19 protein-coding genes are annotated in these 21,514 nt (G+C 35.5%); 18 read left to right on the top strand and 1 reads right to left on the bottom strand.

Annotated features, from left to right (window positions below):
* The first annotated feature begins 12 nt into the window (after positions 1-12).
* From folD to E3U55_RS03305, 12 genes are all read left to right on the top strand, one after another.
* Positions 13-861 carry a bifunctional methylenetetrahydrofolate dehydrogenase/methenyltetrahydrofolate cyclohydrolase FolD gene (gene folD / locus E3U55_RS03250; RefSeq protein ID WP_134338905.1) on the top strand — a complete coding sequence of 283 codons (849 nt, stop codon included), beginning with the start codon at positions 13-15 and terminating at the stop codon, positions 859-861.
* Between the two features lie 16 nt (positions 862-877).
* Positions 878-2,221 carry an exodeoxyribonuclease VII large subunit gene (xseA, locus tag E3U55_RS03255; RefSeq protein WP_134338906.1) on the top strand — a complete coding sequence of 448 codons (1,344 nt, stop codon included), beginning with the start codon at positions 878-880 and terminating at the stop codon, positions 2,219-2,221.
* A 2-nt stretch (positions 2,222-2,223) separates the two neighbouring features.
* Positions 2,224-2,457, top strand: a complete 234-nt coding sequence (gene xseB, locus E3U55_RS03260; protein ID WP_134338907.1) for an exodeoxyribonuclease VII small subunit — start codon at positions 2,224-2,226, stop codon at positions 2,455-2,457.
* Between the two features lies 1 nt (position 2,458).
* Positions 2,459-3,334, top strand: a complete 876-nt coding sequence (locus tag E3U55_RS03265) for a polyprenyl synthetase family protein (protein WP_228547457.1) — start codon at positions 2,459-2,461, stop codon at positions 3,332-3,334.
* 703 nt (positions 3,335-4,037) lie between these two features.
* Positions 4,038-4,628: a CNNM metal transporter family protein gene (locus tag E3U55_RS03270; protein WP_134338909.1), complete on the top strand. Its 591-nt coding sequence runs from the start codon at positions 4,038-4,040 to the stop codon at positions 4,626-4,628.
* A gap of 21 nt (positions 4,629-4,649) precedes the next feature.
* A complete protein-coding gene (gene dxs, locus E3U55_RS03275; protein WP_134338910.1) occupies positions 4,650-6,542 on the top strand; it encodes a 1-deoxy-D-xylulose-5-phosphate synthase in 1,893 nt (630 codons plus the stop codon).
* 5 nt (positions 6,543-6,547) lie between these two features.
* Positions 6,548-7,369, top strand: coding sequence for a TlyA family RNA methyltransferase (locus tag E3U55_RS03280; RefSeq protein WP_134338911.1), 822 nt, complete (start codon positions 6,548-6,550; stop codon positions 7,367-7,369).
* Between the two features lie 60 nt (positions 7,370-7,429).
* Positions 7,430-7,882 (top strand): transcriptional regulator AhrC/ArgR, encoded by a 453-nt coding sequence (gene ahrC, locus E3U55_RS03285; protein ID WP_134338912.1) that lies wholly within the window; start codon positions 7,430-7,432, stop codon positions 7,880-7,882.
* 15 nt (positions 7,883-7,897) lie between these two features.
* Positions 7,898-9,610, top strand: coding sequence for a DNA repair protein RecN (gene recN, locus E3U55_RS03290; RefSeq protein ID WP_134338913.1), 1,713 nt, complete (start codon positions 7,898-7,900; stop codon positions 9,608-9,610).
* A 184-nt stretch (positions 9,611-9,794) separates the two neighbouring features.
* A complete protein-coding gene (spoIVB, locus tag E3U55_RS03295) occupies positions 9,795-10,877 on the top strand; it encodes a SpoIVB peptidase (RefSeq protein WP_228547458.1) in 1,083 nt (360 codons plus the stop codon).
* A 223-nt stretch (positions 10,878-11,100) separates the two neighbouring features.
* A complete protein-coding gene (gene spo0A / locus E3U55_RS03300; protein WP_134338915.1) occupies positions 11,101-11,886 on the top strand; it encodes a sporulation transcription factor Spo0A in 786 nt (261 codons plus the stop codon).
* 183 nt (positions 11,887-12,069) lie between these two features.
* Positions 12,070-13,434: an aspartate kinase gene (locus tag E3U55_RS03305; protein WP_134338916.1), complete on the top strand. Its 1,365-nt coding sequence runs from the start codon at positions 12,070-12,072 to the stop codon at positions 13,432-13,434.
* Between the two features lie 43 nt (positions 13,435-13,477).
* On the opposite strand, the gene E3U55_RS03310 is transcribed toward E3U55_RS03305, so the two are convergent.
* The gene (locus tag E3U55_RS03310; protein ID WP_134338917.1) at positions 13,478-13,717 is read right to left on the bottom strand and encodes a DUF2627 family protein; all 240 of its coding nucleotides are present in this window, start codon (positions 13,715-13,717) and stop codon (positions 13,478-13,480) included.
* A gap of 138 nt (positions 13,718-13,855) precedes the next feature.
* Here E3U55_RS03310 and E3U55_RS03315 point away from each other — a divergent pair, with 138 nt between their 5' ends.
* From E3U55_RS03315 to E3U55_RS03340, 6 genes are read left to right on the top strand one after another with little or no spacing between them, the layout of a single operon-like run.
* A complete protein-coding gene (locus E3U55_RS03315) occupies positions 13,856-15,904 on the top strand; it encodes a sigma 54-interacting transcriptional regulator (protein WP_134338918.1) in 2,049 nt (682 codons plus the stop codon).
* A gap of 28 nt (positions 15,905-15,932) precedes the next feature.
* Entirely contained in the window at positions 15,933-16,832 is a 900-nt protein-coding gene (gene yqiS, locus E3U55_RS03320; protein WP_134338919.1) for a phosphate butyryltransferase, read from the top strand.
* A gap of 20 nt (positions 16,833-16,852) precedes the next feature.
* A complete protein-coding gene (locus tag E3U55_RS03325; RefSeq protein ID WP_134338920.1) occupies positions 16,853-17,953 on the top strand; it encodes a Leu/Phe/Val dehydrogenase in 1,101 nt (366 codons plus the stop codon).
* A gap of 18 nt (positions 17,954-17,971) precedes the next feature.
* On the top strand, positions 17,972-19,054 hold the full coding sequence (gene buk / locus E3U55_RS03330) for a butyrate kinase (protein WP_134338921.1): 1,083 nt from the start codon (positions 17,972-17,974) through the stop codon (positions 19,052-19,054).
* Positions 19,055-19,068: 14 nt separating this feature from the next.
* Positions 19,069-20,490 (top strand): dihydrolipoyl dehydrogenase, encoded by a 1,422-nt coding sequence (lpdA, locus tag E3U55_RS03335; protein ID WP_134338922.1) that lies wholly within the window; start codon positions 19,069-19,071, stop codon positions 20,488-20,490.
* Between the two features lie 19 nt (positions 20,491-20,509).
* Positions 20,510-21,514: a thiamine pyrophosphate-dependent dehydrogenase E1 component subunit alpha gene (locus E3U55_RS03340; RefSeq protein ID WP_134338923.1), complete on the top strand. Its 1,005-nt coding sequence runs from the start codon at positions 20,510-20,512 to the stop codon at positions 21,512-21,514.

A 21,514-nucleotide genomic window follows, 5' to 3' on the forward strand; every position in this document is an offset into this window, starting at 1 on the left:
GGTGGGGTATTGATGTCTGCTTCCATTATGTATGGTGATATTTTGGCGCAAAAAATAAGAAGTAATCTAAAAATAGTAGTTAATGAATTAAAAGAAGAGAACATCATCCCTTCTCTTACAGTTGTTATAGTAGGAGATAACCCAGCATCAAAAACTTATGTAAAAATGAAGCAAAAAGCATGTGAAAAGATAGGGATTCGTTCACATGTTATTGAGTTAAATTCAGATATTTCGGAAGAAGATTTACTCAATCAAGTAATTAATTTAAATGAAGATGACTCAGTTCATGGAATTTTAGTACAACTTCCTTTGCCTGATCACATTAATGAAAAACGAATATTAGAATACATAGAGCCTACTAAAGATGTGGATGGCTTTAACCCAATTAATATAGGTAGACTTTCGATCGGTCAAGATGCTTTAATCCCTTGCACGCCTTTAGGGATTATGGAATTATTAGATTTTTACGGAGTTTCTCTTAGAGGTAAACATGCTGTAGTTATTGGTCGAAGTAATATTGTTGGTAAACCGATTGGTCAACTCTTACTAAATAAGGATGCTACGGTTACTTACTGCCACTCAAAGACTGAAGCATTGTCATCGATTACTAAGCAAGCTGATATACTAATAGTGGCTATTGGAAAAGCTCAATTTATTACAAAAGACCACATTAAGCCTGGAGCAGTAGTTATTGATGTAGGAAACACCTTTTTATCATCAGGTAAAGTTGTGGGCGATGTTGATTATAACGAAGTTAAAGATCATGTAAGTCAAATAACACCTGTTCCAAAGGGTGTCGGTCCTATGACGATCACAATGTTATTACATAATACAATTAAAGCAGCAAAAAACTTCAAATAACAAGGGAGTTTTTGTTATGGAGAAAAGGTATTTAACAGTAACAGCTCTAACCAGATATATAAAACGAAAATTTGATACGGACTCAAATTTAAAAAATGTATGGCTGCAAGCTGAAATTTCTAATTTTAATCATCATTCACGAGGTCATATGTATTTTACTTTAAAAGATCAAAATGCTCGAATGTCTGCAGTCATGTTTGCAACACAAAACCGACGTTTGAAATTTAAACCTGAAAATGGAATGAAAGTTTTAATTAAAGGTGATTTGTCAGTCTATGAGCCACAAGGTCAATATCAAATTTACGTTCAAGAAATGCAGCCAGATGGGGTTGGTGCTTTATTCTTAGCCTATGAAGAGCTTAAGAAAAAGTTGGAAATCGAAGGGCTATTTCAAAAGGATAAGAAAAAGGTCATTCCAAAGTTTCCGAATCGCATTGCGATTATAACGTCACCTACTGGTGCAGCAGTAAGAGATATAATTACTACATTAAAAAGACGTTATCCGTCAGTTAGGCGAACCATTATTCCCGTCTCGGTTCAAGGACCACAAGCTGCCCCTTCCATTGTTAAAGCTATTGAGTTTGCAAATAATGTTAACGAATTTGATACAATTATTGTCGGACGTGGCGGTGGTTCAATTGAAGAATTATGGGCGTTTAATAAAGAAATTGTTGCGAGAGCAATTAACGACTCCCGAATTCCAGTTATTTCAGCGGTCGGTCATGAAACGGATTTTACTATTAGTGACTTTGTAGCAGATTTACGAGCTCCAACCCCGACAGCTGCCGCTGAATTAGCTGTACCTTCGTTATTTGACATCAAACAGAATTTATTTAATTTATCTCAACGATTAAATCAAAATGTTCAACATCAATTAACTACAAACCGTGAGCGGCTTCGATCACTTAAGCAGGCATATGCATTTAAATACCCAATTCATCTGACTCGCCAACGGGAACAAGATCTAGACCGTTTGGTAGTGAATCTCAATAAATCTATCCAACGATTTGTTACAGACAAGCAACAATATAAAAGTAATATGATTCAACGCCTTGTAATGAGTAACCCGCGAAAATTAATTCGCGAACAACAGAAAGACCTAAGCTACCTAACTTCACGTTTAAATAATTCGATTAAAGCAAATAAGGAACAACGTGAGAATTTATTTCAAACTTATATTGAGAAATTGTCAATATTAAACCCTCTTGAAACAATGAAACGAGGTTATTCAATTACTTATAAAGACAGAAATATTGTAAAGTCGACTAAGGAAATTCAACCTGGAGATATGCTTAAAGTTTCACTTCAAGACGGGGAATTAGATTGCCAAGTTTGGGGAATTGATGAAAGGGAGGAATAGTCATGACAAATCAAGAGGAATTAACTTTTGAACAGGCCATGCAGAAGTTAGAGGGGATTGTTAATAAACTAGAAGAGGGCGATGTACCTTTAGAAAAAGCAATTGAATATTACAAAGAGGGTATGAAGCTATCTAAGTTTTGTAATGATAAACTTCAAAGTGTAGAAGAAGAAATAACAGAAGTAATGGAAGAAAATGGTGATACTGAACCTTATAGCGTGGAGGAAGAAGAATAAAGTGATCCATTCATATATAGAACAAAAACAAAAACAAATTAATCAATCATTAGTAAGGGAGCTTGACCAATTAGAACTTCCTCTTGATTTAAAGGATGCATTATTGTACGCCACGAAAGCAGGTGGGAAAAGGTTAAGGCCTGTCTTAATGATGGCTTCTTTTGAAGCTTTTAACCATAGCATTGAAAAAGTTCTTCATCCAGCATTAGCTTTAGAAATGATTCATACTTACTCTTTAATTCATGATGATTTACCTGCAATGGATGACGATGATTTCAGACGAGGAAAACATACTTTACATAAAAAATATGATGAAGCCACTGCCATATTAATTGGCGATGGTTTATTAACTTACGCTTTTCAAGTCGTGTCTAATTCAGATCAATTAGATGCTGAGGAGAAGGTTTATGTCTTACAACAGTTAAGTCAAGCTAGTGGATTTGAAGGTATGATTGCTGGGCAGCACTTAGATCTTCAAGGTGAAAATCAATCCTTGGAAGAACAAGAGTTAAATCGCGTGCATCAATTGAAGACAGGCGCTTTAATTCGTTCGGCAGTGAAAATAGGTGCTTATTTAGGTGGAGCAACACCACCTCAAATTGAATCAATGGATCAATTCGCATCTTATTTAGGGCTAATTTTTCAAATTCAAGACGATATTTTAGATGTAAGTGGAGAAATGGATGTGATTGGGAAACCAGTCGGAAGCGATGAAGAGAAAAACAAGAGTACTTATCCACAAATTATGGGCTTAGAACAAGCAATTAACATGAAAGAAAGTTATATGAATAAGGCTAAAGAAAAATATTCAGAAGCGAATATTAACCAGCCTATATTATTAGAATTGCTTGAGGTGTTCGGGAACCGTGATGCCTAGTTTGTAATTTATTGTTTGAGATATAAAAATATGATAAAATAGTAGGTACAAGTGGGATGGTGCAGTATTCTAGTCGGTCCTCCACTTCTGAAGGCGGGCCTAAAAATCCGCCAAAGGGCATATCGATGAAGTTCCTGGTGTTGGCTTGAGGCGCCCAGCCTTGGGTCAATGCTGGGAGTTAAGGTTGTAGGGCGATCCACAAAGGCATGTGGGCGTTGACCCTACTTCCGCGGAGGCCCATTCTTGTGCCCCATTAATTGCGCTTAATGGGGTACGAAATGGGGTATGAACCTGCATAATAAGGGTTAACAGCCCTTATTTGCAGCGTAGCCTGCCTTGAGTGGTGTTTAGGGGATTACAATTAAAAACAAGGATACGGAAGGCCACCGTAGAATTGTTGTTGACATTGTATGAAATAAACACTGCAAAAGAGGCTAGGAAGTGGCCAAAGGCTGTCGAGGAAATCTCCTAGACTGTTCCTGGACACTTAAAAGGGATTGTAGTGCGGACTAAGTGGTAGTCCAGTCTAGCTGTGGAAACGTAGCTAAGGTCGATTTAAAGGGGAACCGCCGATGTGGCAACACACGGTATCGACCTGGGAAAACCTACTGGACCTAAGCCGCAATATTTACCTTTTAAGTGACCATCCCCATTTACATAACAATGTTTATTACACATATTTTGAGCAGTTACGAGGGAAATTATGAACAAAAATATGATAAAAAGATCACTTCGATTTAGTATAAGTATCGCCGTTATCACATTCGTGTTAGCGGCAATTTTTTCAATTGCGTCCAATATTGCTTTAGAAGGTACAATTTGGTCGCTTGGATTAATCATAGTTTTTTTAATTGTTTTTATTGGTGTATTTTTTGATATGATGGGAATAGCAGCAGCTGCTGCAACAGAACCACCTTTTCATTCTATGGCTGCCGAAAAAATTGTAGGTGCTAAAGAATCAATAGTTATAGTCAGGAACGCAGATCGTTTTGCATCCTTCTGTAATGATGTTATTGGTGACATTGCCGGTATCGTCAGTGGTGTGGCAGCCACGATAGTTGTTTTTCAGTTGGTTAATGTGATTGACTTAGGACAATCGAGCCTCAATACCATATTGACGAGTATTGTAGCAGCAGTTACTGTAGGTGGAAAAGCTTTTGGTAAAACACTTGCTATGACAAAATCAACTGAAATCATACTATTAGCAGGTAAAACTGTATCTTTTATCGAAAATAAAATGCATATCCGTATTTTACCTTCTCTAAAGAAGAAAAATAAAAAGCAAGAAATATAGTACAAAGGTGAGTGATCCACAATGGATCTGAAACAAATTAATCAACCTTCAGATATTAAACAATTATCAATCGAAGAATTAAAAACTTTAAGTGAAGACATACGTTCATTTCTTATTAATCAACTCTCGGCAACAGGTGGGCATCTTGGACCAAACTTAGGAGTTGTAGAATTAACATTAGCATTACATCATGCGTTTGATAGCCCAAAAGATAAATTTATTTGGGATGTGGGTCATCAATCTTATGTTCATAAGATGTTGACCGGTAGAACTAAAGATTTTCCAACATTAAGACAATATAAAGGGTTATGTGGATTTCCTAAAATGAATGAAAGTGAACATGACATTTGGGAAACAGGACACAGCTCCACTTCTTTATCAGCTGCTATGGGAATGGCTATTGCGCGCGATTTGAAAAATAAAGACTATTCTGTAGTTCCTATAATCGGCGACGGAGCATTAACAGGTGGCATGGCATTGGAAGCCTTAAACCATATTGGTAGTGAAAAGAAAAATGTTATTGTAATTCTTAATGATAATGAAATGTCAATTGCACCAAACGTAGGTGCACTACACAATATTTTAGGTCGCTTAAGAAGTGGTCAAAAATATAATTGGGTTAAAGATGAAATGGAATGGTTAATGAAAAAGATTCCAGCGGTTGGTGGAAGAATTGCGACCGTAGCAGAACGTGTTAAAGACAGCATGAAATATATGGTAGTTCCAGGAATGTTCTTTGAAGAAATGGGATTCACGTATTATGGGCCAGTTGATGGACATGATTATGAAGATTTATTTAAATCGATTAATTACGCTAAAAAGACAGAAGGACCTATTTTAATACACGTTATTACCAAAAAAGGAAAAGGCTACAAACCAGCTGAATCCGATACAATTGGTACATGGCACGGTGTAGGGCCTTATAAAATTGAATCAGGCGAAAGTATGAAAAAATCATCTTCTGGACCAGGTTGGAGCAAAGTGGTTAGTGATACATTGATGAAAGTTGCAGAAAATGATTCAGATGTTGTCGCGATAACTCCAGCGATGACTGTGGGTTCAAAGTTAGAAGATTTTAAGAAAAAGTTTCCAGATCGTCTGTTTGATGTAGGGATTGCTGAACAGCATGCTACAACTTTAGCAGGTGGAGTAGCCACTCAAGGTTTGAAACCATTCCTATCTATTTACTCTACATTTTTACAAAGAGGTTTTGACCAGGTTGTACATGATATTTGCAGACAAAATTTAAATGTGGCATTCGGCATTGATCGAGCTGGATTAGTTGGGGCAGATGGTGAAACGCATCAGGGTGTTTTCGATATTTCTTATTTAAGAGACTTACCGAATATGACGATTATGATGCCTAAAGATGCAGATGAATGCCAAGATATGGTGTATACAGCACTTGAGTACAAAAAAGGACCAATTGCTGTTAGGTATCCTCGTGGAAATGCAAAAAATGCTCCTAAGAGTGACAAATTTAAAAAGGTTCCTATTGGAAAATGGGAAATAATTAAAGAGGGTTCTGATGCAGTTATCTTAACTTTCGGAACGATGATTGATTCTGCATTAGAAGCTTCTGAGAAATTAGAGCAGGAAGATATATCTGTTCGAGTCGTTAATGCTAAATTTATAAAACCTTTAGATAAGAAAATGTTGTTAAATATTGCTCAAACAAATTTACCAATTTTAACAGTGGAAGAACATGCTCTTAAAGGCGGATTTGGTAGTGCTGTATTAGAATTTTATGAAGAAGAGAACATGGTTTTTCCATATATTCAACGAATGGGTATTCCAGATCGATTTATTGAACATGGAAGTGTCAGTGAATTATTAGAAGAGATTGGTTTAACGACTGATGGCATTGTCAATAAACTTAAAGATATGGTACCAACAAAAGAAAAGAGAGCTTAAACACCATGAGCAAAGTTAGATTAGATACGCTTTTAGTAGAACAAGGACATTTTGATTCACGTGAAAAAGCTAAACGTTCAATCATGGCAGGGTTAGTTTTTCATAAGCATGAGCGTTTGGATAAGCCAGGCTTAAAAATTGATCCTTCAATTGAAGTTACTGTTAAAGGAAAAGCCATACCATATGTGAGTAGAGGCGGCTTAAAATTAGAAAAAGCCTTAAAAAATTTTGATGTGAGTGTGAAAGATAAACTAATAATTGATATTGGTTCATCAACCGGTGGATTTACTGACTGTTCTTTACAAAAAGGTGCAAGCGAAGTTTATGCTGTTGATGTTGGTTATAACCAATTAGACTGGAAATTAAGAAACGATCACAGAGTTCATGTCATGGAAAGAACTAATTTCCGCTATGTTACACCTGAGGATTTGAAGTTTGGTGTACCAGAATTTGCAGTTACTGATGTATCGTTTATCTCTCTAAAATTAATATTCCCTGTGCTAAAAAACCTTTTGAAACCTAAATCAGACGTTATAGCTTTAATTAAGCCTCAGTTTGAAGCGGGAAGAGAACAGGTTGGTAAAAAAGGTATTGTGAGAGACTCTAAAGTACATCTTCAAGTGGTTTCAAAAATTACACAATTTGTATTTAATGAAGGTTATGACATCATTAATTTAGACTATTCACCAATTACAGGTGGCGACGGGAATATTGAATTTTTACTCCATGCCAAATGGCCTGAAGGTGAAGCAACTAACCATATTGATGAGGGTAAAATACAAGAAGTAATCGAACAAGCTCATAATGAATTTCAAAAAAAGAAGTAAGGGCTACATGAGTAGTCCTTATTGATTTGTTATAACACATTAAAGTTGGTGGTTGATAACATGAAAAAATCTCAGCGTATAATGAAAATCAGGGAACTAATATCCAGTGAAAATATAGAAACTCAAGATGAGATGGTACGTCGTTTCCACGAGCTCGGCTATCCAGTGACCCAAGCGACTATTTCGCGGGATATTAAAGAACTACAGTTAGTTAAAGTCCCTACACATGATGGGTCTTATCGATATAGTTTGCCACAGGACCAAAAATATGATCCAGTTCAAAAGCTGAGAAGAATGTTAGCGGACAGTTTTGTTTCAATTGATCGTGCGGATCATTTTATAGTTTTAAAAACCATTCCTGGGAACGCTCAAGCTGTTGGAGCGTTATTAGATCAATTAGATTGGGACGGTATTATGGGCACACTTTGTGGTGATGATACCTGCTTAATTATATGTCGATCTCCAGTAAATAGCGAAGAAGTTTTTGAAAGCTTTAATGAAATGCTGAATTAAAACGAGGTGTTTAATGTGTTAGGACAAATCAACATTCGTAATTTTGCCATAATAGATGAAATAAGTTTAGATTTTAAAGAAGGGTTAACTGTATTAACTGGTGAAACAGGTGCAGGGAAATCCATTATTATCGATGCTATTCAATTATTAGCTGGTGCACGCGCATCTGTTGATTTCGTTCGTCACCAAACAGATCAAGCACATATTGAGGGCATATTTTTTATTGATAATGAAAAGCATAATGTTTATCAAGTGATGAATGAATTTGACCTGCCATATGATGAGGAAGGCAGTATTATCTTGCAAAGACAAATTACTTCAAAAGGAAAAAGTATTTGTCGTGTGAATGGTAAATTGATCACTTTAGCCATTCTTAAGGAAATTGGACAAACTATAATTGATATACATAGTCAGCACGAAACACAATCGTTAATGCATTCAGATAAACATATTCAGTTATTGGATCAATTCGATAAACCATCTATTTCAAAGGCAACAGAATCATACACCTATTTATATGATGATTATATCCGATTAAAAAATCGTTTTAAGGACTTATCTGAAAATGAACAAGAGATTGCTCAACGAATTGATTTATTAAAATTTCAATTAACTGAACTTCAAGATTCACAATTAGAAGTAGGCGAAGATGAAAACCTGGAAGAAGAACGGAATAAATTAGCCAACTTTGAACGAATCCATGAGCATTTACAAACAACTTATTATGCGTTATATGGAGAAAGTAAAGGTTTAGATTATTTGAGTCATGCTATGACGTCTCTTGAGAATCTGGAAGATGTGGATTCTTCTTTTAATCAACTATCAGAACAACTAAAGGCCAATTATTATGCCATTGAAGAATTATCATTTGAATTAAGAAACCATCTTGACGAGATGGAATTTCAACCAGATCGGTTAAATGAAATTGAAAAAAGGTTGCATGAAATTAATCGTTTAAAGAGAAAATATGGTAAAGATGTTAAAGACATCGTTGATATGATGATAGCAATGGAAGAAGAATTAGAACAACTAGAAAATAAAGATACACACATTCAGGCATTGGAGAAACAAATTAATGAAGTTGAAAAAGATGCATTAATGGAAGCAGAACAACTTCACCAAATTCGTAAACAAGTTGCAGAAAAATTAAAGTCAGCAATCCATGATGAACTTAAAGATTTATATCTTGAAAAGGCTGAGTTTGACGTATTATTTGATACATTAACGGGTGAGGTAGAGTGGAAAGACAAACAAATTAAACTCACGAAAAATGGTCTGGATCAAATTCAATTTTTAATTAGTACGAATCCCGGTGAGCCGAAAAAACCTCTTCAAAAAGTTGCTTCTGGAGGGGAAATTTCTAGAATCATGTTAGCGTTAAAAAGAATTTTCTCAGAACATCAAAATATGACCAGTGTTATTTTTGATGAGGTTGATACTGGTGTGAGCGGTAGAGTAGCTCAAGCGATAGCACAAAAAATTCATCACGTTTCTAAACAATCTCAGGTATTGTGTATCACACATTTACCTCAAGTTGCCGCTATTGCAGACCAACATTTACTTATTGAAAAAAACCAAATGCAGCATGAAACAACTACAACTGTCAAACAATTAACTAAAGAGGAATCTGTCATTGAAATTAGTCGTATGATTTCAGGCACAGAAATTACAGATACAACCAAACAACATGCTGAAGAGTTAATTGAACAATCTAAAAGTGTTAAATAATGAAAGTATAATTTATAATAAATCGCCTAGATCAGATTCCTATTTAGGCGATTTTTTTATTCTAATTAATAATACGAAAAGAAGGAAAAGATAAACTGTATTGCATGTGTTTTAACTGTTTAAAAAACCACCCAAAAGCTCAAATTAAGCTTACAGCTTCGAAATAGGAATGAGGAGTGTGAATATGAAAAAGTCTCGCCATATAATACATTTGATTCTCCTTGTTTCGTTTTTTATTCCATTCACACACGTCAGTACAGTTTATGCATTAGATTCTAATACAGTAAGTGAAGTCATTCCTGGTGGTCAATCCATTGGAGTAAAATTACACACTTCTGGTGTTATTGTTGTTGGTTTTAGTCCCGTTCAAACGAATGATGGCAAAGTATCTTCAGCTGAGCAAGCCGGGGTTAAAATAGGTGATATCATTTTGAAATTAAATGGGGATAAAGTTGACAATATGAGTGATTTCATTAAAAAAATTAAAGAAACAGAAGAAAAAAAGGAACCTGTTCAACTGCTAATTAAAAGAGAAGAGCATATTTTTCCTTTGTCATTTAAACCCGCTTATGATGTAAAGGATGAAGCTTATCGTTTAGGTTTATTTATAAGAGATGCTACGGCTGGAATCGGAACGTTAACATTTTATGATCCTGAGTCCAAGAAATATGGAGCTTTAGGTCATGTTATTATGGATCACCAAACCAAAAAGCCCATTGATATTTACAATGGTAAAATAGTGACCTCTGATATCACATCGATAAATAAAGGTAAAAACGGAACCCCAGGGGAAAAGAAAGCTCGATTCTCGATGGATGACGATAGCTTAGGGACTATTCAAATTAATAGTGATTATGGAATTTTTGGTAAGTTAAATGATTCTTCTTTTATTAAAGGGCATCAAGATCCAATTCCTGTTGCTAAAGCCAATGAAGTAAAAGAAGGTAAAGCGCAAATTTTAACTGTTGTAGAGGATGACAAAGTTAAAACTTTCGATATTGAAATCATTAGCAGTGTTCCAAGTAAAAACCCTGAAACAAAAGGGATGATAATTAAAGTCACGGATAAGGAATTGTTAAAGAAAACTGGTGGTATTGTACAAGGGATGAGCGGAAGTCCAATAATACAAAACGGAAAATTAGTTGGAGCAGTTACTCATGTGTTTTTAAATGATCCGACAAGTGGATATGGTGTGCATGTAGAATGGATGTTAAATGAAGCAGGATTAAAAATAGAAGCCGAAAAACAAACTCAAAAAGCAAGCTAAAAATAGTCGATGTTACCAAAATGTTGGTAGCATCGACTATTTGTTTTACTATCGACAAATAAAAATAAAATAACAAGAAACATGTCGTATTTTGGAGATAATCCAAGAAATTAAATAAAAAAATAAATAATTTAAAAAAATTTAAGATAAAAGAAGGATTTTTAAGAGAAATATGGAAATAGAATATAGTGAAATAAGAAGAAAATTCTGGGAGGTAACATTAATGGAAAAGGTACGTTTAGGGATTGCAGATGACAACCGAGAATTAGTCACATTATTAGAGGATTTTTTTAATGAGGAGGATATGATTGAAGTCGTTGGCACAGCTTACAACGGTAGAGAATGTTTAACAATGATCGAAGACACTAATCCAGACGTACTCATCTTAGATATCATTATGCCACATGTGGATGGTTTAGCCGTGTTAGAAAAAATGCGCGACTTGAATTTAGATGAATTTCCTAATGTCATTATGCTAACTGCATTCGGTCATGAATCTGTAACTAAAAAAGCTGTTGAATTAGGTGCTACATATTACATGCTTAAGCCGTTTGATTTAGAACTACTTAAAGAGCAAGTTCTACAAGCTGCTGGTGCCGCTCAGCATACACCTATTAAATCGGAATCGTTTCAACAGAACAAACAGACTAAGAAAATTGATTTAGATGCTAATATCACTTCAATAATTCATGAAGTCGGTGTTCCAGCTCATATAAAGGGGTATTTATATTTGCGCGAAGCCATCTCAATGGTATATCACGATATTGAGTTGTTAGGCTCAATTACTAAAGTATTGTATCCGGATATTGCCAAGAAATACAATACCACTGCTTCAAGAGTTGAACGCGCGATTAGACATGCTATTGAAGTCGCTTGGAACAGAGGGAATATTGATTCGTTATCATCTATATTTGGTTATACAGTAAGTGTTACAAAGGCAAAACCAACAAATTCAGAGTTCATTGCAATGATTGCTGACAAGTTAAGATTAGAGCATAAAGTAGGATAATGCCATATAATAGCACCTCACTCGATGAGGTGCTATTTTTTTTACTAAGTATTCCCTTAAACTTAAAATGCTAACAAATAGACGATGATATGTAGAAAAGCACACGTTCTCTAGGTTTCATATTCAGGTATGAACGTGATAAAATTATTAAATGTTAAATCAACTTTGGAGGGGATTTTTTACATGAAAGTAGCAAAATTTGGGGGTAGTTCTGTAGCATCCGCTGAAATGTTGCAGAAAGTAGCGAGTATTATTAAAGATGATCCACAGCGAAAATTCATTGTTGTTTCTGCTCCTGGTAAACGTTTTAGTGAAGATATAAAAGTTACGGACTTATTTATTAAACTTGGTGAGCAATATAATAGTGGACAAGATGTTGAAGGAACGCTTCAGAAAATAACTGACCGTTTCATGTCTATCACTAAAGACTTGGATTTATCTGATGAAATTGCTGAACGTATAAAAAATGAATCAAAACGATTATTAAAAGAAACATCCAACTCATCACATTTAATGGATGCATTAAAAGCAATGGGAGAAGATTCACTTGCTCGAGTACTTAGTGCTTATTTAAATAAAATTGGATTAGATGCGACATACGTTAATCCAAAAGATGCAGGAATATTTGTGAGTGATGACCCTGGTGATGCGCAGGTATTAGAGCACAGTTACGATAAGATATATAAACTAAGAGAAAAAGAAGGAATTATTGTTATTCCTGGTTTCTATGGCTATACAGAAAAAGGGGTATTAACGACTTTCCCTCGTGGCGGGTCAGATATAACTGGTTCAATCATTGCAGCAGGAATCGAAGCTGAATTATATGAGAATTTTACAGATGTAAGTTCAGTTTATAGTATAAACCCAGCAATTATTGATGAGCCGAATGAAATTAAGTTCTTAACATATAAAGAAATGCGCGAGCTGTCATATTCTGGATTTTCAGTATTTCATGATGAAGCATTAATTCCAGCTTTTAATAAAAACATTCCAGTGTGTATTAAAAACACCAATGAACCAGAAGCGCCTGGTACAATGATTGTAGCAAATAAAGAAGAATATAATGGTCCAATTGTCGGTATCGCAAGTGATAAAGGATTCGCAAGTATATACGTGAGTAAGTACTTGATGAACCGAGAAATAGGTTTTGGTCGTAATTTATTAAATATTTTAGTTGAAGAACAGATCTCATTTGAACATGCGCCATCTGGTATCGATAGTATGTCTGTTATTGTACGCTCTGATCAACTGACAGAGAAAAAAGAACAACGTCTTATGAGTCGTATTAAGCAAGAATTAGATGTTGATTATGTTTCAATCACACATGGATTAGGGATGGTTGTAATTGTTGGAGAAGGTTTAAGTAATCGTGTTAACGTAGCTGCTATTGCAACAACAGCTATTGCTAAAGCGGGCGTTAATATTGAGATGATTAACCAAGGATCATCCGATGTTTCAATGATGTTCGGAATCCGAGAAGAAGATATTAATAAAGCTGTTAAATCTCTATACCTCGACTTTTTTGAGTCGGCGATGGTTGTTAGATAATAAAGAATAAATAAAATGAGCTAGCTTCAGATAAGAAGCTAGCTCATTTTTCGTTTTTAAATCTTCCTTTAGTTTTGTTCTTTTTACGATCTCTGTGTAATAAAAATCCCCCAATAAAGCCAATACCTATTATGACAAAAATTAATCCTGCAAATAATTGTATAATTACGTTAAAAAAGACTGGGTTAACAAAACCGAAAAAGGAATCCCTCATTAGCTTTATTCCATATACAGCAAGTATTCCTGGAATTAATAAAACTAAAAATGCAATTAATCGATACATTATAACACGACCTTAATATCATTATCCTTAAGTAGTATATCATAATTATAAAATTAATCGATGAAAATATCTTGCATTATTTAAGCGCTTTCATTAAGATAGAAGTGTGCAAATTTTTGCAGAGTGTAGGTGTAAAGTGTGCAAAATGTTATAATAGTAGGAGCAGGTAAGGGTGGAACCGCTATATTAAAGTTGTTTAAGCAAGCAGAGATGCTTCGCATTATAGCTATTGCTGATATAGATGAACATGCACCTGGTGTTAAACTTGCTAAAGAATTAAATATAGATACATACATCGATTATCGTCAAGCTGTAGAGAGTGACATTGATATCATTGTAGAAGCTACTGGTAATCAAGAAGTATTTGACGAATTGCTACGAATTAAACCAGAAAATTGTGTTTTAATTCCAGGTTCAATTGCTCATATTATGTTTGAACTTCTCGATGAGAAAGAGAGCTTATTAAAACAGGTACAAAAAAATACCATGACTCGTGATTTGGTTCTTAATTCTATACATGATGGAATGATTGTCATTAACACGAATGAGCAAATCACTTTTATGAATGAAGCTGCAAGTCAGATATTGAATCTTGGTAAAGAAGAGGCAATGCAACAAAAGGTGCTTGATGTCATTCCAGATTCTAAATTACCTTTTATTCTGAAATCACGTGAATCAGAAATTAATCAACATTTAACTTTAGAAAATCAGAAAAGTGTTATTACCACTCGAATTCCTTTAATTACTAATGAAGGAGAGTTATTAGGAGCATTTTCTGTTTTTAAAGATATCACAGAAGTAGTTGGACTAGCTGAAGAGATCACGAACCTTAAAGAAATCCAAGTCATGCTCGAATCCATTATTCAATCAAGTGAGGAAGCTATTTCTGTAGTGGATGAAACCGGCCGAGGTATTATGATTAACCCGGCTTACACAAAGTTAACGGGTTTATCTGATAAAGAAGTTATTGGAAAGCCTGCAACGGCTGATATCTCTGAGGGCGAAAGTATGCATATGAAAGTTTTGCAAACAAGACGCCCAGTTCGTGGAGCTCGAATGAAGGTTGGGCCATATAAAAGAGATGTCCTTGTAAACGTTGCTCCAATTATAGTGGATGGCAAGTTAAAAGGAAGTGTAGGTGTTATACACGACTTGTCTGAAATTGAGTCCTTAACTTCCGAATTAAAGCGAGCAAGACAAATCATACGAAATCTTGAAGCTAAATACACATTTGATGATATTGTTGCTGAATCAAGTGATATGAAACTCGCATTAGAACAAGCTAAAGTAGGCGCAAAAACACCAACGCCAGTTTTACTCCGGGGTGAATCGGGAACAGGAAAAGAATTGATTGCCCATGCTATTCATAATGAGAGCAAGCGAAAACATATGAAGTTTATTCGCGTCAATTGTGCGGCTTATGATGAAGACATGCTGGATCGTATACTTTTTGGTGATGAAAAAGGTGCACCTGAGCAACAAAAAGGGTATTTTGAAGAAGCCCATCATGGAAGTATATTTCTAGATGAAATTGGAGATCTTTCTCACCATTTGCAATCTAAAATTCTTAGGGTTTTAGAAGAGCAGACAATAGTTAGAGCAAGAGGCACTGAACCTATTTTTGTTGATGTCAGGGTTATTGCATCAACAAATGTAAATTTAGAGCGGGCAATCATGACTAAAGAGTTCAGCGAAACACTCTATTATCGATTAAGTAAATTTCCAATTAATATTCCACCACTAAGGGAACGAATGGAAGACCTAGAACCATTAATTTTACATCTGATTTATCAGTTAAATGAAAATTATGGTCGAAATGTCAAACAAATTTCTAATGAAGCTCTTAATAAATTGAGAAAATATAATTATCCAGGAAACGTTAGAGAGTTGGAAAATATTGTTGGGCGTGCAATGATTAGTATGGAAATTCAAGATGAAACTATAAAGGAGAATCATCTGCCTCCTTTGAGAAAGACTTCATTAGATGATTTAGATATTATACATGGAACACAGGATGATGAAGTGATTCCTTTGCAAGACGCCATTGATGAATTTGAAAAGCAATTAATTTTAGAAACATTAGAGAAGAATAATTTTATAAAATCAAAAACTGCAGAACAATTAAATATATCAATTAGAAATTTATATTACAAAATGAAGAAATACAACTTAGGTAAAGACACTTGAGAATCGAACAACATGAAGGTGAGAAATTATGACATTAGATGATTTAGTTAATCAGCTATGTAACATGGAAGAAAAGAAAGTTGTTGCAGTAGCTGAAGCAACAAATGCAGAAACTTTGAAAGCTGTTAAAGATGGTGTTGACCGAGATCTTGCAGCGTTCAAGTTATTTGGAAATATAGAAGATATTACAACGGCCTCAAAAGAAGTGGGGCTGGATGTTAACAATGAAAAAATAACACTGCACCATGCGACATCCGTTGAAAATGCTGTAGAAAAAGCAGTGTTGTCTGTATCTGAAGAAAGATCTGATATTTTGATGAAGGGTAATGTCGCTACAAAGATTTTACTTAAAGCCGTATTAAAGAAAGGTTCAGGTCTTAGAAACGGAAGAATTTTATCACACGTTGCTATGTTCGAAATGCCTGATCGTGACCGATTCCTATTCTTAACAGATGCAGGGATGAACATTGCGCCTGACCTTGAAGAAAAAGTGCAAATCATACAAAACTCTGTAGATGTTGTAAACCGGATTGGCGTGACTAATCCTAAGGTTGCACCACTGGCAGCAGTTGAAATTGTTAACCCGGCAATGCAAGCATCAATCGACGCTGCTGTTCTATCACAAATGCAAAAAAGAGGTCAAATTACTAATTGTATTGTAGATGGCCCATTAGCCTTTGATAATGCAATATCATTTGAATCGAAAGAACAAAAGAATATTCAATCAGAGGTTGCAGGGGAAGCAGATATTTTAGTTTGCCCTTATATCGAAGTAGGAAATACTTTATACAAATCTTTTACGTATTTTGCCAACGCTAAAGTGGCTGGTATTATAAGCGGTGCTAAAGCTCCAATAGTTTTAACCTCTCGCGCTGATTCGGCAGAGAGTAAAATATATTCATTAGCTTTTGCTTTATTATCATCATAATTTTTGGGAGGAATACAAACATGGAATTATTCAAGTATTTAGAGGAAAACGATTACGAACAGGTCGTATTTTGTCAGGATAAAAATTCAGGACTAAAAGCGATTATTGCGATTCATGATACGACACTCGGGCCTGCATTAGGTGGAACTCGTATGTGGACGTATGATTCAGAAGAAGAAGCAGTAGTAGATGCGCTTCGTTTAGCTAAGGGTATGACTTATAAAAACGCTGCAGCAGGATTAAATCTAGGTGGAGGTAAGACTGTTATTATTGGTGACCCTAAGAAGGATAAAAATCCAGAAATGTTTAGAGCATTTGGTCGTTATATCCAAGGATTAAATGGTCGTTATATTACAGCAGAAGATGTTGGTACAACTGTTCATGATATGGATACGATCTATATGGAAACTGATTTTGTAACAGGTATTTCGCCTGAATTCGGTTCTTCTGGTAACCCATCACCGGCTACGGCTTATGGTTGTTATTTAGGTATGAAAGCGACTGCTAAAGAAGCTTTCGGTACGGATTCTCTTGAAGGTAAAGTGGTTGCAGTACAAGGTGTAGGTAACGTTGCATATAACATGTGTAAACATCTACATGAAGAAGGTGCGAAATTAATTGTTACAGATATTAATCAAGATTCAGTTAAGCGTGCAATGGATGATTTCGGTGCACAAGCTGTTGATCCTGATGATATTTATGAAGTTGATTGTGATATTTATGCTCCATGTGCACTAGGTGCAACAATTAATGACGATACAATTCCTAAATTTAAGGCTAAAGCTATTGCTGGTTCTGCTAATAACCAATTAGCTGAATCACGTCATGGGGAGAAGCTGCATGAATTAGGTATCGCTTATGCTCCAGACTATGTTATTAATTCAGGTGGAGTTATTAATGTGGCTGACGAATTAAATGGTTATAACAAAGAGCGTGCTTTCAAACAAATTGAAACGATTTATGATAGTTTAGAAAAAATCTTTGAAATTTCAAAACGCGATAACATTCCAACTCATTTAGCTGCTGACCGTATGGCTGAAGAGCGTATCGAGAGTGTTAGTCGTTCAAGAAATACTTTCTTACAAAATGAACACAACATCATCTCTAGAAGAAACCAGTAAATGATGGAGGAATTATAAGTGAATCAATCTTTTCGAACGCTAATTATCAATCCGGGATCAACATCAACGAAAATTGGTGTTTTTGAAAATGAATTAAGTATTTATGAAAAAACAATTCGCCATGAAACGAGTGAGTTGGATAAATTTGATCAGCTGATGGATCAATTTAGCTTTCGTAAGCAAGTTATATTAGAGAGTTTAGATGAGGAAGGCTTCAACCTATCCAAATTTAATTCAGTCTGTGCCCGAGGTGGATTGCTTAGACCGATAAAAGGTGGCACCTATGCAGTTAATGAGGCGATGATCGAAGATTTGAAGGCTGGATATAATGGAGAACATGCATCAAATCTTGGTGGATTAATTGCTAATGAAATCGCTACTGATTTAAACATTCCAGCTTTCATTGTTGATCCGGTAGTTGTAGATGAAATGACAGATGTTGCAAAAATATCTGGCTTAAAGGAATTACCGAGAAAAAGCATTTTTCATGCACTAAATCAAAAAGCAGTTGCAAGAAAAGCGTGTGAAGAAATGAATAAACCATATGAACAAGCAAATTTAATTGTGTGTCATATGGGCGGTGGAATTACGGTCGGTGCTCATTCTGAAGGTAAAGTTATTGATGTAAATAACGGGTTAAATGGTGATGGACCATTTTCACCTGAGAGAGCGGGTACACTTCCGGCGGGGCAATTAGTAGAGTTATGTTTTTCAGGTGAACTAACAAAAAATGAAATCAAAAAAAAATTAGTTGGTCAAGGTGGCCTTGTCAATCACTTAGATACACACGATGCAGTTGAAGTAGAAAAAAGAATAGAAAATGGAGATTCACAAGCCGAATTAATCTATGACGCAATGGCTTACCAAATTGCAAAAGAAATTGGTTCGATCAGTGTAGTTTTAAAAGGTCAAGTTGATGCAATTATATTAACTGGTGGAATTGCTTATGGTAAGAAGTTTGTAGCGAAAATCACAAATCATGTGGACTGGATATCCGATGTATTGGTTTATCCTGGAGAAAACGAGATGGAAGCGCTTGCAAAAGGTGCTTTAAGAGTATTATCAAAGCAAGAAGTGGTTAAAGAATATAAAGCTGAATAGAGAGGGGTTTGAAAATGGCCTTAGAATATGATGTTGTTGTACTTGGTGGAGGTACTGGTGGTTATGTAGCTGCCATTAGAGCAAGCCAGCTAGGTTTAAAGACTGCAATCGTAGAAAAAGGAAATTTAGGTGGTACTTGCCTACATAACGGATGTATTCCATCAAAAGCATTATTACGAAGTGCAGAAGTATTTAAGCAGACAAAAGAAGCAGAGCAGTATGGTGTAATGACTGAGAATACATCGCTTAACTTTGTAAAAGTTCAAGAACGTAAACAAGCCATAATTGATCAATTACATATGGGCGTTCAAGGATTAATGAAAAAAGGAAAAATTGATGTATTTGAAGGATTTGGCCGAATTTTAGGACCTAGTATTTTTTCACCTACAGCTGGAACAATTTCAGTAGAGCGTAATGACGGTGAAGAAAATACAATTATCATTCCTAAAAATGTATTAATCGCAACTGGTTCAAGTCCAAAATCACTACCAGGCCTGGAGTTAGATGGCGAGATGGTTATGTCATCTGATCATGCTCTTCATATGGAGGAATTACCTAAATCAATTCTTATTGTTGGTGGCGGTGTTATTGGTATCGAGTGGGCTTCAATGCTCGCTGACTTTGGAGTGGAAGTGACAGTCTTAGAATACATGGATCGCATTTTACCTACTGAAGACGAAGCTGTATCAAAAGAAGTTAAGAGACTGATGAAGAAGAAAAAAGTTAAAATCGTAACAGGTGCAAAGGTATTACCTGATACGCTTAAAAAAGAAGGAAATGTAGAAATTCAAGCCGAATTAAAAGGTGAGAACAAAACATATAAAGCTGATAAAATGTTAGTCTCAGTTGGACGTGCACCTAACGTTGACAATATCGGTTTAGAGAATACAGATATTGTTCTAGAAAAAGGTGCGATTAAAACTAACGATTTCTACCAAACAAAAGAATCACACATATATGCTATTGGTGATGTAATTGGTGGTATGCAATTAGCTCACGTCGCTTCTCATGAAGGCATGGTTGCTATTGAACATATGGCTAATCAAAATCCTATGCCAATTAACTATAATCATATCCCAAGCTGTATTTACTCAAATCCTGAAATTGCTAGTGTAGGTTTAACTGAGCAACAAGCTAAAGACAAAGGCTATGATGTAAAGGTTGGTAAGTTTTCTTTCCAAGCTATTGGTAAAGCTTTAGTTCATGGTGAAAAAGACGGGTTTGTGAAAATGATTGCAGATAAAGACACAGAAGATTTACTTGGTGTTCATATGGTTGGACCACACGTGACAGATATGATTTCTGAAGCTGGTTTAGCACAAGTATTAGATGCAACACCATGGGAAATCGCACATTCAATTCATCCGCACCCGACACTATCAGAAGTAATGGGTGAAGCAGCATTAGCTGTCGATGGAAAACAAATACACGGATAATTTTAGGGGAGGTTAAATTATGACTAAAAACCGTCATGAGGAATTAGGTTTAACTAATGAAGAAGTCATTGAAATGTACCGCACCATGTTGATGGCTCGTAAGATTGACGAAAGAATGTGGTTACTTAACCGCGCAGGAAAAATACCATTTGTAATCTCGTGTCAAGGGCAGGAAGCAGCCCAAGTAGGAGCTTCTTTTGCGCTTAATCGTGAAAAGGACTACACAGCTCCTTATTACAGAGATATGGGAGTAGTTTTAGCTTTTGGTATGACACCGAGAGAACTATTTCTATCTGGCTTTGCTAAAGCTGAAGACCCTAACTCAGGTGGTCGTCAAATGCCAGGTCACTTTGGACAGAAGAAAAATCGTATTTTAACTGGTTCATCACCAGTTACAACACAGTTACCGCATGCAGTTGGAGTAGCTCTTGCAGGTAAAATGGAAAAGAAAGACTTTGTTTCTTTCGTTACTTTAGGTGAAGGTTCTTCAAACCAAGGTGATTTCCACGAAGGTTTAAACTTCGCAGGTGTTCATAAATTACCTGTTATTACAATGGTTGAGAACAATAAGTATGCTATATCAGTACCACTTGATCGACAAGTAGCTTCAGAGACAGTTGCAGATCGTGCGAAAAGTTATGGAATGCCAGGACACCAAGTTAATGGTAATGATCCTCTTGAAGTCTTTAAAGTAGTTAAAGAAGCAAGAGAGCGCGCTGTAAATGGCGAAGGTCCAACTCTAGTTGAAGCTGTAACGAACCGTTTAACGGCTCACTCGAGTGATGATGACCACACAGCTTATCGTGATAAAGAAGAAATTGAGGAAATGAAGAAGAATGACTGTGTTGTTTTATTCACTCAATACCTAAAAGATGCTGGTGTACTTACAGATGAAAAAGAAGAAGAAATGATTAAAGAAATTGATAAAGAAATTAATGAAGCGACTGATTATGCTGAAAATGCACCATATGCAGAAGCAGAGAGTGCCCTAAAGCATGTTTACGCTGAAGAGGGAGGGGAATAA

The sequence above is a fragment of the Filobacillus milosensis genome (assembly GCF_004402015.1).
GTDB classification, from domain to species: Bacteria; Bacillota; Bacilli; order Bacillales; family Alkalibacillaceae; genus Filobacillus; species Filobacillus milosensis.